This window comes from Methanosarcinales archaeon (assembly GCA_014859725.1).
Lineage (GTDB): Archaea > Halobacteriota > Methanosarcinia > Methanosarcinales > Methanocomedenaceae > Kmv04.
This window is the reverse complement of the sequence record JACUTQ010000047.1, coordinates 1-14,225: the sequence shown is the minus strand read 5'-3', so window position 1 is coordinate 14,225 and position 14,225 is coordinate 1. Positions and strand designations below refer to the sequence as shown.

Genomic DNA, 14,225 nt, shown 5'->3' with positions numbered 1-14,225 from the left:
TCTAATTAAATTGACCTATATTGGCCATTATCAGAAAATAATAAAAAGTCTCGAATGTTCCTCCAGTTATTTCACAAAAACTAATATGGTTTTTGGATATTCCTGACCAAATCCGAAAATTAATAGAACTAAAGGTGTATGGAATTCTTACTGAAGAAGAATTTCAAAAAAAAAAAACACCCAATAAGTGCTTCAAAAACCCTCACAAACCGAACCCTTTAAAGCCCATTAAAACCAATAAGAGCATATTAAAATTGGTATCAAATACCAACCAAGAGGACGGTGACAATTTTTATGGTAATCGGAGTGACGATGGTCAATGTAGTACCTGGTCAGGAGAAGTCAGCATATAACGAACTTCATAAGATCGATGGTATCAAGGACATTTATCATGTATTTGGTGAGTACGACTTTGTGGTTGTCAGCGAAGTGGAAGGCCTGAGCAGACTGAATAACCTTGTAGATATGATAAGAGAGAGTGAAAACGTCACTGCAACACAAACTGTAGTTGGCGCAGAACTCTGAATTATATCTATTTGTATCGCAATATCTGATAACATCAAAATTATTATTTAATAAAATGAATACAACAGGTCATTGAAAAAAAATGGATGCAATTTTCTAACTTGAGGGGATGAATTAATGGCAGCACCAATAGCCGAAGAGCTTGCAAAAAAACAGCGTGCCATCAGTATCGCAGAATTCTTTGAAAAGAACCGTCAGATACTGGGTTTTGACTCTGGTCCCCGCAGTCTGCTCACTGCAGTTAAAGAAGCTGTTGACAATGCGCTGGATGCCTGTGAAGAGGCAAGCATACTACCCGATATCCTGGTAAGTATCGAAGATGCGGGTGGCGATAATGTGACACTCATCGTAGAGGACAACGGGCCAGGTATTGTTAAAGAACAAATACCAAAGACATTTGCCAAACTACTCTACGGCTCCCGATTCTATGCTATCAAGCAGAGCCGGGGTCAGCAGGGTATAGGCATCTCGGCCGCTGTCCTGTACAGCCAGCTTACAACAGGCAAACCCGCCAGGATCATATCCAAGATCGACAGGGACAAACCTGCTCATTTCTATAAACTGGTGATCAACACCAGTACCAACGAGCCCGAGATCCTGGAAGAAAAAGAGGTGGAATGGGACAGACCCAGGGGCACCAGGATAGAAATGGAAATGAAAGCAGCATACATCAAAGGCCGACGCCAGAGCGTGGTGGAATATCTGAAAAGTACCTCCATTGTCAATACCCATGCCAGGCTCACCCTTGTGGAACCCGATGGCAACAGCATAGTGTTTGACAGGGTTACAGATTCACTACCTGAACCTGCGCAGGAGATCCTCCCCCATCCTGAAGGTATCGAACTTGGCACGCTTATAAAGATGCTGCGCTATACTGACAGGCAAAAACTGGCACCGTTTTTGCGCTACAGCTTCTCAAAGATCGGCCTGCACACGGCAGAAGAGATCTGCAAGGCTGCACATCTGGACCCTGATAGCGATCCCCATAATATCACGCTGGAAGAGGCAAAAAAACTCATAAGTGCTTTCAAGAAGGTCAAGATCATGGCACCTCCTACAGACTGCTTATCCCCAATCACAGAATCCCTTATTTATAAAGGTCTGGAAAAGGAGTACAGCGTCGATTTCATTGCTACTGTAACCCGGGCTGCTTCCGTCCATTCGGGCCACCCGTTCTTGGTGGAGGCTGGTATTGCCTACGGTGGAACCTTAGGCAAGGAGGACAGGGTTGCCATCCTCCGCTTCGCCAACCGTGTTCCCCTGATGTACCAGCAGGGTGGCTGTGCCATTACCCATGCCGTGGAGAACATCAGGTGGAAGAACTATTCCATTAACCAGCCGGGAGGCGGATTACCCACGGGCCCGGCAGTTATCGTGGTGCACGTGGCATCCACCCATATCCCTTTCACGTCAGAGAGCAAGGACGCGGTGGCTGATGTGCCCGAGATCATGAACGAGATAGAACTGGCGCTCAAGGACGCAGCCCGGAAACTCAAGATATACCTGTCCAAACAGGTGAACCTGTCCAAGCGGCGGGAGAAGGAAGAGATCATAAAGAAGCTTCTGCCCCGAATCGCGGAAAAGGTCTCCCAGGTAGTGGAAAAACCCACTCCCGACATCACACCCATCGTGGCCAAGATCATGGGTAATTTACTTGTGTACCGCATTATTTCTAAGAACGGGGACGGTTACCTGGTTGACATCCTGATCAAAAATTACTCGAGCGCCAACATGACCATCAATCTCCATGATACCCACCAATATCCCATAAGGGATGCAGACCCGGAACCGAAAGTGATCTCTCTTGGCAAGGATACCGATTATATCTGGAAACTGGACGTGAGATCCAGCAGTAACCTGACTATACGATACCATCTGCCCTTTGTCTCAGAGGATGAGGCGAACAGTCTGCCTTCATTGATCGTGGAAGGTGTAGACGAGGCACTGGTCAATGGGGCCAGGGCGGTACGGGGGTATGTGGATTGAATAACCTGCGTCAGGAGAGGGATAAGATCGCAAAACAATCCTTGCTGGGTCTGGTGGATGGATTCTACCAGCAGCTTGAAGACCAGACCATCCCAACACTTGTACTTCCCACCCGTACTAAAAACAATATTGAATATAACGATGAGAGCGAGGTCTGGGTCTATGGCGATAAAGAGAGTGCCCGCAGTGCAAAGACTGTCAAGGGTGCCAGGCAGATACTGAAAATGTCCTATACAGCCGAATTGTTGATTAAGGAGCATCTGGAGAACAACCGGGGATCCACGTTAAGGGAGCTGTACTACATCTCTGAGAACTGGGACATTGCCAAGTTCAATGAACAGCCCGAAAGTGACCGCATGATCGAGGATTTGGAGATCGTTACGTCCATGCAGAGGGAAGATTTCCACATGCGACCTGAAGAGGACGGGGCCACGGTGTTCGGCGACCTTCGACTGAAGGAGACCACCAAGCGGGGCGAGCGGATCATCCACTGCCGGAACGATGTGGGTGAAGGCGGGTACCAGATCCCGTTCAGTGTGGATAATGTAGAATTTTTAGATCACGATGCGAAATTCATCATAGCCATAGAGACCGGCGGTATGTATGCCCGGCTTATCGAGAACGGGTTTGATGAGGAGCATAATGCCATCCTGGTCCACCTGAAGGGACAGCCTGCCAGAAGCACGCGGCGGACATTGAAGCGGCTCAACGAGGAGTTGAACCTTCCTGTGGTGGTGTTCACTGACGGCGACCCCTGGAGTTACCGCATATTTGCCAGCGTGGCATACGGTGCCATCAAGAGCGCACACATGTCAGAATACATGGCCACTCCTGCGGCCCGGTTCATAGGCGTGCAGCCAAGCGACATTGTGGAATACGATCTTTCTACCGATAAGCTCACAGACCAGGATATCAAAGCCCTGCGCAGTGAACTGTCAGACCCCAGGTTCGATTCCGAGTACTGGAAGACCCAGATAAAATTGCAGCTCGATATAGGAAAAAAGGCAGAACAGCAGGCTTTTGCCGGAAAAGGCCTGGATTTCGTGACACAGCGGTACCTGCCCGAGCGGCTCACTGAAATGGGTATTATGTAATTATTTGGAGACCATGAATGACAGATAAACAGTATGACGCCGGCAAGATCCAGGTGCTTGAAGGACTGGAAGCTGTCCGGAAGCGGCCCAGCATGTATGTCGGCAGCACAGATACCAGGGGCCTTCACCATCTGGTGTATGAGGTTGTGGATAACAGTATCGATGAGGCACTTGCGGGATTTTGCTCCAATATCAACGTGACCATAAACCGGGACAATACCGTGACAGTGCTGGACGACGGCCGGGGTATTCCCGTTGACCTGCACACAAAATACCAAAAATCAGCCCTTGAAGTGGTAATGACCATGCTCCACGCGGGCGGTAAGTTCGATACTGATACTTACAAGGTGTCTGGAGGGCTGCACGGCGTGGGCGTGTCGGTGGTGAATGCACTGTCCGAATGGATGGAAGTTGAAGTATACCGCAACGGTAAGGTATATTCGCAGCGGTACCAGCGCGGTAAAGCAATGGCTGAACTGGCTGTGATCGGTGAAACCGATAAGACCGGGACCCAGATCACGTTCAAAGCAGATTATGAGATATTCGAGACCCTGGATATCAGTTTTGAGACCATTTCCAAACGCCTCAGGGAAATGGCTTACCTGAACAAAGGAATAAAGATTTTCATTAAAGATGAACGGACCGGCGATGAGAAACTGTTCCACTATGAAGGCGGTATCGTAGCCTTTGTGGAACACTTGAATAAGAACAAGAACCCACTGCACGAGCCCCCCATTTATTTTCAGAAATCCAAGAACAGCACGCAGGTCGAAATAGCTATCCAGTACAACGACAGCTATACTGAGACCGTATTTTCATTTGCCAATAATATCAATACTCATGAAGGAGGCACCCACCTCAGCGGGTTCAAGGCTGCCCTGACAAGAACTGCAAACGATTATGCCAAGGACAGGGGGCTCATAAAAGGCAGTGACAAACTCTCTGGTGAGGATATCAGGGAGGGGCTGACCGCTATTATCAGCGTAAAACTTACCAATCCCCAGTTCGAAGGCCAGACTAAAACGAAATTGGGCAACAGCGATGTCAAAGGTATTGTTGAGACCCTGGTAGGAGAGGGATTGGGCGAGTTCCTGGAGGAGAATCCCAAGGAAGCTGAGAAGATCATTTCAAAATCAGTGATAGCTGCCCAGGCCAGGGATGCTGCCCGCAAAGCCCGGGAACTGACCCGGCGAAAAAGCGCGCTGGAAATCTCCTCGCTGCCAGGCAAACTGGCTGACTGCAGCGAAAAGGACGCTTCCAAATGTGAAGTTTATCTGGTAGAAGGAGACAGTGCCGGCGGGTCGGCCAAGCAGGGCCGAAGCCGCGCGTTCCAGGCCATACTGCCTCTCAGGGGTAAGATCCTGAACGTAGAGAAGGCCAGGCTGAACAAGATATTGAAGAACAATGAGATACGCGCTCTGATCACAGCCATTGGCACTGGTCTTGGTGATGATTTTGACATTGAAAAGGCCAGGTACCACAAGATCATTATAATGACCGATGCAGACGTGGACGGTGCCCATATCAGGACCCTGCTTTTAACGTTCTTATACCGTTATATGAAACAGCTCATCGAGGTCGGGTACGTGTATATAGCCCAGCCACCTCTGTACCGTTTAAAGAAGGGAAAGGTCACTCATTACGTGTACAATGATGCCGAAAAGGACCGGAAAATGGAGGAAATAGGGAACCAGGGTGTCAATGTACAGCGTTTCAAAGGTCTGGGTGAGATGAACCCTGACCAGCTCTGGGAGACCACCATGAACCCCGATACAAGGACACTGGTCAAGGTCATGCTGGAAAATGCCATAGAGGCTGATGAGATATTCACTATACTAATGGGTGACAAGGTCGAGCCAAGGCGTGAATTTATAGAAAAGCACGCCATGGAGGTAAAGAACCTTGACATCTGATGAGTTTGAAGAAGATATTACCGGGGAAGAAATTACCGGGGAAGAATCTCCGAATAATGTAGAGGGGCAAGAAAGGGACAAGATCATACCCCTGAATATCGAAGACGAGATGAAAAACTCGTATATAGATTATGCCATGAGCGTTATTGTGGGCAGGGCACTGCCTGATGTACGTGACGGTTTGAAACCTGTCCACAGGCGCATCCTGTTCGGCATGAAAGAACAGGGCATGACCCATGACAAACCATACAAGAAATCTGCAAGGATCGTGGGTGACGTTATGGGTAAGTACCATCCCCACGGTGACGCAGCCATCTATGACACTATGGTCAGGATGGCCCAGGATTTCAACCTGCGCTACCCCCTGGCAGACGGCCAGGGTAACTTCGGGTCCATTGACGGGGATTCTGCAGCAGCCATGCGTTACACTGAGATCAGGATGTCCCGCATTGCAGAAGAGATGCTTGCTGATATTGACAAGGATACTGTGGATTTCGTACCCAATTATGACGGCAGCATGGAAGAACCAGTGGTGCTACCTTCAAAGCTGCCCAACCTGCTGGTGAACGGCAGTACAGGGATTGCAGTGGGTATGGCCACCAATATGCCACCCCACAACCTGACCGAGATCATTGATGCCGTGAATTTGAGCATCGACGACCCTGAAGTAAGTTTTGAACAACTGATGAGCGTGGTTAAGGGTCCCGATTTTCCAACAGGGGCCAATATCTTTGGCACTGCCGGGATAGTCAGTGCATACAAGACCGGAAAGGGTATTGTAAAGATCAGGGCCAAGACCAGGGTTGAAGATCTGAAAAATAAAGAGGCCATCATCATCGATGAGGTGCCCTACCAGGTGAACAAGGCCAAGCTCATCGAGAACATAGCCGAACTGGTCAAGGACAAGAAAATATCGGGCATTACTGACCTGAGGGATGAATCAGACAGGGACGGTATCCGTGTAGTAATTGAGCTTAGCAGGGGTACAAATGCCGATGTGGTTGTGAACCAGTTATATAAACACACCCAGATGGAATCCACCTTCGGTATCATCAACCTGGCACTGGTGGACAACCAGCCCCAGGTATTGACATTAAAGCAGCTCATCCAGTATTTTATCGATCATCGTGTGAAGGTCATCACGCGCCGCAGCCAGTTCGAACTGGAGAAAGCAAGAAAACGAGCCCATATCCTGGAAGGACTTCAGATCGCCCTGGACAACATCGACCAGGTGATCAGCCTGATCAGGGCATCTGCGACGGTTGATGAAGCCAGGGAAGGGCTTATAGCCAATTTTGAACTGTCTGAGGAGCAGGCCAAAGCCATCCTGGATATGAGACTCCAGAGGCTGACAGGTCTTGAGAGGGAGAAGATCGATAAAGAGCATAAGGACCTGATGGAGACCATCAAATGGTTGCTAGAGTTGCTGGCAGACAGGGACAAGATATTGACCCTCATCAAAGAGGAACTGTCAGAGATCAAGGAGCAGTACGGTAATCCCAGGCGCACCCAGATCATTGAAGGCGGGGTGTCACTGGAAAATGAAGACCTGATACCTGTAGAAGATGTGGTAGTGACCATCTCCAACAGCGGGTATATCAAACGACAACCAATCGATACCTACAAACAGCAGCATCGTGGCGGGCGGGGAATTATCGGCATGGATACCAAGGAAGCCGATTTCGTGGAGGACCTATTCGTGGCGTCCACCCATGATTATATCCTATTCTTCACTGACAGGGGCCGGATACACTGGCTTAAAGTATATGCGATACCTGATGCGTCTCGTCAGAGCCGGGGTAAGGCCATAATCAACCTGATCGAAGTTGCCAGCAATGAGAAGATCACTGCTCAGATACCTGTCAAATCCTTTGAAGATGGTCAATATCTGGTCATGGCCACAAGATGCGGTGTAGTTAATAAAACTGAGCTGTCCGCTTTTAAAAACCCCCGGCGCGGAGGCATTATTGCTATTAACCTGGATGAAGGTGACGAACTGCAGACTGTCAAACTGACAGACGGATCCAAGGATATTATTATAGGTACCCGCCACGGCAAAGCCATCAGGTTTTCAGAGACCGATGTACGGGTCACGGGACGAAGCTCCCGGGGTGTGCGCGGTATCAGGCTTGTAGGTGATAATCATGTGGTCGGGATGGACATTGTTAAGGAAGATACTACGCTTTTGACCATTACTGAGAACGGGTTCGGAAAACGCACGCCCTTTGAAGAGTACAGGAATATTAACAGGGGCGGCCAGGGCGTAATAACAATAACCACAAATTTCCGTAATGGTCTTGTGGTGGATGTGAAGGCTGTGAATGAAAATGATGAGCTCATGGTGACCACTTCCAATGGCATTATTATCAGGTTGCCCGTATCTGATATCAGAGTACAGGGCCGCAATACCCAGGGTGTTAAGATAATGAATGTAAAAGGCAGCGATAAAGTGATGGCAGTAGCCCGTATAATGGGGGAAGTCAGCGATATTGAAAAAGATAATATATTATAAAAGAAATATATTCATAAAATTTTAAAATCTGAGGGGATTAAATATGGATGAAATAATCGGTATACCGATTACAAAGGACTTAACAGGTCCTGAACAGGATGAGTATGAGGAACCTGTAGAGATCCTGGTAAAACTGGCACAGGAAGGTGAAATTGACCCCTGGAACATCGATATTGTTGACGTGACCGATAAATTCTTTCAGCATATTGAAGAGATGGAGCGAATGGATTTGAGGATATCGGGCAGGACCCTCCATTATGCAGCCATGTTGATCAGGATGAAATCAGCGATCCTGGTTGAAGAACCTGTTATTGAGGATGATGATTCCTGGGTGGATGATTTTGATTTTATGGATGTTGAAGACTACCCGGTTCCCAAGATCCCTATTCGCCGTCATTCCCAGCGTCCAGTGACCCTGGATGAACTGATAATGGAACTTGAGAAGGCAGAAGTGGTAGAACGCCGCCGTTCACTGCGCACGGATACCAGGAAAAACCTGGAAATGAACCGGCATACCACAGAACAGGTACTGGGTATAGCCCATGAAGAGGATATCGAGGGCAGGATGAAGGAATTGCAAAAAGAGCTAAGATCAACATTGAAAGATAAGAATTATACCACCCTGACCGAAATAGCTGAAGGGGATCGTTCTCATAAATTGATGACTTATGTCTCTTTATTATTCCTGGCCAATTCAAAGGAAATATGGCTTGAGCAGGAAGAACTCTTTGGTGAATTGTTTATCAGTTATCCTGCGGAGGTATGCTCATAGGGGACCGGGAGATCATTGAAGCGGCCCTGTTCGCTGCAGGGACTCCGATAGATGAAGCTACCTTAAAGGAACTGGTAGGCAAGCGAAAAAAAGTCACCCGGATCATCAAAGCGCTGATGGAGGAGTATTCATCCCGGGATACGGGTCTTGAGATCCTTGAACTGGAAGGCAAATATGTAATGCAGGTCAAACACGAATATGCGGACCTGGTGAGAAGCGTGGCGCCAAAGGAATTGTCTTCACCCGTGCTTCGGACCCTGTCCATGATAGCCTATCATCAGCCCATACTCCAGAGCGACCTGGTCGAGATCAGGGGGAGTTCTGCCTATGACCATTTCAGGGAACTGGAAGGGCGGGGCCTGATCAAGAGAGAGCCTGTAGGCCGCAGCAAGATCATTACAACATCCCCTGGATTTTCAGAATATTTCGGCCTGGAATCCAGCGATCCCGAGTATATCAAACAAAAGATCATCCAGATGGCCCGGGAACAGGGTCAGATCCCGCTGGATAAATGGCTTGGTGTGAAAAAACCTATTGGTGTGACCAGAGGGTACCTGTCCCTGATGTTCCTGCTGGGTATCGAGGATTTCAAAGTTGTGGATCCATATAAACCCACACAGGAAGAAGAACAGCGCATGAAGGGAATTGGAAAACTGGTAATCTCAAAAGGTTACGGAGAAAAGGTTGCAGAATATTTTAATGGGGAGATCATAGAGATCCGGGCGGTAACCTTTGATGATTTATTAGAAACCCTGGGATTTCTTTATCCAATGGGACAGAAAGACAAGGGACTTCAAGCTATTGAGCGGGTCAAGAAATTGAAATCAGAATATTTATCAAAATCACTGGGAGTGTCTGCCAGGGTAAAACCTGCTACAGATATGGTGGCCCGTCTTATCGCTGATATGAAACTTAATGTATCCAATGACGGGTTGCTGGTAGCTCCTGATTATGGCCTGTCCAGTGGTGGTATGAATGTTTCAGAAGGGGCCGACATACTGGTACCTACACACCAGAATGCTTCCCAGGATATTATTGAACGGGTGTACCGGCGTTATGATGCCATTCTGAACGGTATAGCACAAAAAGATTTTAACGCATGATCATAATAGGACTGGATTTAAGATGGACAATTATGATGTGATCGTAATAGGTGGAGGTATCAGCGGATTGATGTCTGCCCTCACTCTATCAAAACACGGGAAAAAAGTGCTGGTGCTTGAAAAACGCAGTGGTGTCGGGGGAAACTGTAATAGTTACAATGTAGACGGTTTCCAGGTAGATACGGGAGTACATGCCATAACCCACCTCAGGACAGGCCCCTTACGCCGTCTTATGGACCAGTATTTCGACTACATCCCTGTATTTTTGGATCATGGAAAATATCATATCAGGACAAATAAAGGTCTTTTCAAGTTACCTTCCAATTTAAAAGAGTTTGCTAAGTTCGATGTATTACCAAAAATGGACAGGTTGCTATTGAGCCAGGCTATTACCAAGGCAGTGACCCAGACCACCTTTGGAGTAGATCTGAGCGCCCAGTCAGTATTGGATTATCTTCCTAAAGGGCTTTCCCATGACTCATTGGATTTTATTGATGCCGTCAGTTATTCACTATCAGGAAAATCCATGAAAGAGACCTCAGTACACAGGATATTAGCAGGTAGCAGCTTTATGAGAGAAAGTGTACCAGAAAATTTCTGGGAAGATGAAGAGGTGGCTAAATCTTATCTGGAATTGATCACAGATCATTTAACAGGCAGTCAGGTAAGGGAACATTTATCTGTGCTGAGCAGGCTGACCACGAATAATATTGGATACGCCCAGGCATATCCCAGAAAAGGTCTCAAAGCTTTTCTCAATGCTGTCTTATATTCATTGCCTGAAACAGTTGAGATCAAGACATCATCAAAGGTGAGCAGAATAAATACAGAGGATGGTGCTGTAAAAGAAGTGGTCACTCCTGAAGGTATTTATGACGCAGATGTGGTGGTCTATACAGGTTTTGCGAAAGAACTGCCCTTAATTATGGACAATCTGCCAACATCGTATCTAAAAGACCTTGAAAATATTGTCCTGACTCTTAGCATGACCATATGGATAGGGCTTGATGCAAAGCTGCCCGAATTTGATTATATTGGTTCTGAGATATGGTTCAAACCCAGGGCATACTGGGCCATGCCGATCAGTAATTATGAAGCTTCTATAGCACCCAAAGGTAAGCAGTTGGTGGGTTTTACTTTTGTGGTGGATGAATCGATACCCCTGAACGAAGACAAGAAATTGATGTATCAAACCATATTGGGGGCAATACCAGGAATAGAGGACCACATTGAGATGGTACATTACCAGGTAACCATACCTGAAAAAGCGGCAGTGACCATAGACGGTTATTTTGCAGAGATAAGATCCCCTATCAGGAATCTATACATTGCAGGGACTGATGCTGATAATCGAAGCATGGGAATTACCAGGGCCGGATATTCGGTACTGGAATTATTGAAGGTTATGCGAAATGATCATCACATAGAATGATTAATCTTTTTTCTTGCGGTTACGCATAAATTCTGATAAGCCTGAGTTTAACAGTACCAGGATACCTGCTACGAAAGTTACCATCCCGAATTCCTTTGGATAAGTAAGTTCACCTTTGAATATTAGCAGTACACCGATATGCAGTACAATCAGTCCTACAATAAACGCTGTTATCTGCGGATTTGCAGCCATAATCCCATAATATATTACAGTAGCTGCCAGCGTCCCCACCCCTAAATAGATGAACTCATTTCCTTCACCGCTATCTAAGGAATTAACTATTCCAGCCAGCAGGAAAGCTATTCCAAGGGCTGTAAGGTAATACATCTTTTTGCTTTTTTTCATTTTTCAATCCCTTTTCAAATGAGTTGGTACCGTATAGTATGATATAATATTTATAGGGTCTTGTATTAAGCCAGGCAAGATCATGGAAGAGGACATGGTTTGGGTTGATGAAATAGTATTCATCAGGAAGGAACACGGATGGTAATCAATTCTTCTAATGAAATACCTGCTTGATTCAATATACTTTTTAGAGTGGTTTTTCTTACAGGATCATTCAATGGAACAGTAACTGTAGCATCTCCTCTCTGCATAACACATGGCTTCCCCTTTGTCGTACAATAATGAATCCCATCTTATTCAAAGATTTAATGATTTTTTTACCGGATAAAGACGGAAGTTTAGGTACTGGCAACTTCCACCTTAAAGACTTCTGTATACGACCGTGCTTGCTCCTGAGTAACTTCAAGAACCAACTGAATAGCTTCTTTAATATTTTCCAAAGCTTCTTCTTTGGTATCTCCTTCACTTATTGCGGCAGGAAGTTCTAGACATTGGACCGTATATCCACCTTCATCAGATTCTTCAAGTTTTACAGTAAACTGCATGTTCGATAATTGGATTTATAGTTATTTAAAATCGCAAAAAAAAGCAAAGTTAAGTTTGTTTATTTTGAATTTTAATTTAACCAATCCTCAATTTTCAAATCTTGAATATCATTAAAATGAGTAACATTGTTTGATACAAGAGTAAATTTTCCAGTGTCTGCAATTGAAGCTATTAAAATATCAGCGTCATGTGGGTATTTCCCCTTGCGTCTTAATTCAGCATATATACTGGCAGCACGGTCAAAAATAGATTGACTGTTTAGTAACACCAACTCATATCTTTTACATAATTCATTAAAAAAACTTAATTGATTATTTGCATCTCTGTAAAGTAGTCCACGTTTAATCTCATAATAGCTTATGCCATCTATAAAAATATCATCACCTGTGAGGATAACTTGTTGGGCTCTCTTTTTTACTTTATCATTATTTTTCATGATGGCCGTTATAATATTTGTGTCTAACAAATACTTCATTTGAAAAAAGGTCTCCTTTTTATTTCAGTCTCAAAATCATCAAGTTGTTCGGGAGTGAAATCTCCAAGAATCCCAGACATTGCTTCTAAAGCCATAATTTTTTCAATTCTATTAACAAATTCATCTTCAGCAATTGACATTTGTTCCGGAGATAATTTGCTAATAGTATTAGATAAAGACTCAAGAAGTTTATTTTTATTTATATTTTGAAAAATGTCCTCTTCATAGATTAATTTATCAATTAATTGTGAAGCTGATTTTAATAGTTCATTAGTAAGTATATCCCTTCGATGAGGTTTTTTAGAATTAAATAATTCATCTCTCACTTTTGGAATCTGATTAACAGAAGACATGTTGTCACTTTGGAAAACTGGTTGCAAACCGTGATAAGGTCGAGGAGACCATTCGTTAGTTGATAAATTCGATAAACGATTCAATGATATTTCATCTAATTGTGTAGAACTACCTGTAAATGCTTGAGTTAATGAATCTACAGTAATTTCTATGTTTCGAGATGTTAATTCAAGAAACGTCATTTAAACAACTCCATTAATTCCCCCTTTATTAAGTTACAGAACCAATCTTTTGTTAGATCATGCGCATCATTTGTCCATGATACAATTTCGTCCTTGTTATTAGGCGTATCTTCTGGAATGGACTGAACAATCGTTTCCCATATCAAGGCATCTACTTCTTTCTTCTTACCCCGTGCAAATCTTAGATTCATTCTTCCTTTAGGTATTTCAGAATCAAAAGAGAATTTTAAATCAAGACCTTTAGGAAACGCTTTTACTTTTTCATCTTCGAAAAGTTTTTGATATAAATTCACATCCACTTTAAACTTTTCTTTTAAATACACAAAAATGTCATCATTATCAAAGTCAAAGGGAACAGCATCAATATACCTTAAAACCAATCCACTAACGGTCAAATTTGTTTCTGCATCAGGATATGTGTCATATAATGTTTCCAACAAATAGACTATCTTTTCTTTAAAGTTCTCCCATAAATATTCTTCAGTGTCATTAAGAGTGATAATTCCAGGACCAATTTGAATGAGAGGCCATTCATCTTTATTCTTCCTAAACCGATGTTGAATAATATATCCAGCCATTTCATCAGGCATATTAGCTGTGGGTAATTGCTCATAAGAAGGAAAATCTGTCTTAACGTTTTCAAATATCCTGCCCACCAGTAACTTATATTCTGGGTCTTTTTTTATTCCATGTTCAATTTCTTGAAGATTCCACCTTAATTCAAATATTGCCTCAACAAGTGGTGGATTAGTTAGTTTTATCATTATTTGTGGCCTCCAATAATTCGTACAAGGAATACACTACAATAGTTATCATCATAAATGAATTTTATTAAAGCTTTTGTGAAAACCGCCGTTTTATGATTCAATATGTGCCCCTAATATAATGGATATTCACATTTAAATTTGCTTCACGATGCACAAAATATCCATCTCGGTAGAGTAAAAGAGTGGCTTTCGCCACCCTCTCCTCATCAAACCGCTCGT

General features: G+C 44.6%; 13 protein-coding genes and 1 pseudogene. 8 read left to right on the top strand and 6 right to left on the bottom strand.

Annotated features, from left to right (window positions below):
- Window positions 1–294: 294 nt before the first annotated feature.
- The 8 genes from IBX40_05690 (at window position 295) to IBX40_05655 (ending at window position 11,337) form a co-directional block, all read left to right on the top strand.
- The gene (locus IBX40_05690; protein ID MBE0523809.1) at window positions 295–525 is read left to right on the top strand and encodes an Lrp/AsnC ligand binding domain-containing protein; all 231 of its coding nucleotides are present in this window, start codon (window positions 295–297) and stop codon (window positions 523–525) included.
- Window positions 526–642: 117 nt separating this feature from the next.
- A complete protein-coding gene (locus IBX40_05685; protein MBE0523808.1) occupies window positions 643–2,511 on the top strand; it encodes a DNA topoisomerase VI subunit B in 1,869 nt (622 codons plus the stop codon).
- Window positions 2,508–3,605 carry a DNA topoisomerase IV subunit A gene (locus IBX40_05680; GenBank protein ID MBE0523807.1) on the top strand — a complete coding sequence of 366 codons (1,098 nt, stop codon included), beginning with the start codon at window positions 2,508–2,510 and terminating at the stop codon, window positions 3,603–3,605. Before IBX40_05685 ends, IBX40_05680 begins: the two co-directional genes overlap by 4 nt.
- Window positions 3,606–3,622: 17 nt before the next feature.
- Complete coding sequence (gene gyrB / locus IBX40_05675; protein MBE0523806.1) at window positions 3,623–5,518, top strand: DNA topoisomerase (ATP-hydrolyzing) subunit B; 1,896 nt, start codon at window positions 3,623–3,625, stop codon at window positions 5,516–5,518.
- Complete coding sequence (gene gyrA, locus IBX40_05670) at window positions 5,508–8,030, top strand: DNA gyrase subunit A (GenBank protein MBE0523805.1); 2,523 nt, start codon at window positions 5,508–5,510, stop codon at window positions 8,028–8,030. Before gyrB ends, gyrA begins: the two co-directional genes overlap by 11 nt.
- Before the next feature lie 43 nt (window positions 8,031–8,073).
- Window positions 8,074–8,802: a segregation/condensation protein A gene (locus IBX40_05665; GenBank protein MBE0523804.1), complete on the top strand. Its 729-nt coding sequence runs from the start codon at window positions 8,074–8,076 to the stop codon at window positions 8,800–8,802.
- Window positions 8,799–9,905 (top strand): SMC-Scp complex subunit ScpB, encoded by a 1,107-nt coding sequence (gene scpB / locus IBX40_05660; GenBank protein MBE0523803.1) that lies wholly within the window; start codon window positions 8,799–8,801, stop codon window positions 9,903–9,905. The genes IBX40_05665 and scpB overlap by 4 nt, the downstream gene beginning before the upstream one ends.
- Before the next feature lie 22 nt (window positions 9,906–9,927).
- Window positions 9,928–11,337, top strand: coding sequence for an NAD(P)/FAD-dependent oxidoreductase (locus IBX40_05655; GenBank protein ID MBE0523802.1), 1,410 nt, complete (start codon window positions 9,928–9,930; stop codon window positions 11,335–11,337).
- On the opposite strand, the gene IBX40_05650 is transcribed toward IBX40_05655, so the two are convergent.
- From IBX40_05650 to IBX40_05625, 6 genes and pseudogenes are all read right to left on the bottom strand, one after another.
- Window positions 11,338–11,682 carry a hypothetical protein gene (locus IBX40_05650; GenBank protein MBE0523801.1) on the bottom strand — a complete coding sequence of 115 codons (345 nt, stop codon included), beginning with the start codon at window positions 11,680–11,682 and terminating at the stop codon, window positions 11,338–11,340. It lies immediately after the preceding gene.
- Between the two features lie 122 nt (window positions 11,683–11,804).
- Window positions 11,805–11,974 (bottom strand): annotated as a pseudogene (locus IBX40_05645) (type II toxin-antitoxin system HicA family toxin).
- 46 nt (window positions 11,975–12,020) lie between these two features.
- A complete protein-coding gene (locus IBX40_05640) occupies window positions 12,021–12,227 on the bottom strand; it encodes a type II toxin-antitoxin system HicB family antitoxin (protein MBE0523800.1) in 207 nt (68 codons plus the stop codon).
- Window positions 12,228–12,298: 71 nt separating this feature from the next.
- On the bottom strand, window positions 12,299–12,664 hold the full coding sequence (locus IBX40_05635) for a VapC toxin family PIN domain ribonuclease (protein MBE0523799.1): 366 nt from the start codon (window positions 12,662–12,664) through the stop codon (window positions 12,299–12,301).
- A 35-nt stretch (window positions 12,665–12,699) separates the two neighbouring features.
- Window positions 12,700–13,239 (bottom strand): hypothetical protein, encoded by a 540-nt coding sequence (locus tag IBX40_05630; protein MBE0523798.1) that lies wholly within the window; start codon window positions 13,237–13,239, stop codon window positions 12,700–12,702.
- The gene (locus IBX40_05625; GenBank protein ID MBE0523797.1) at window positions 13,236–14,003 is read right to left on the bottom strand and encodes a TIGR04255 family protein; all 768 of its coding nucleotides are present in this window, start codon (window positions 14,001–14,003) and stop codon (window positions 13,236–13,238) included. The genes IBX40_05630 and IBX40_05625 overlap by 4 nt, the downstream gene beginning before the upstream one ends.
- Window positions 14,004–14,225 lie beyond the last annotated feature (222 nt).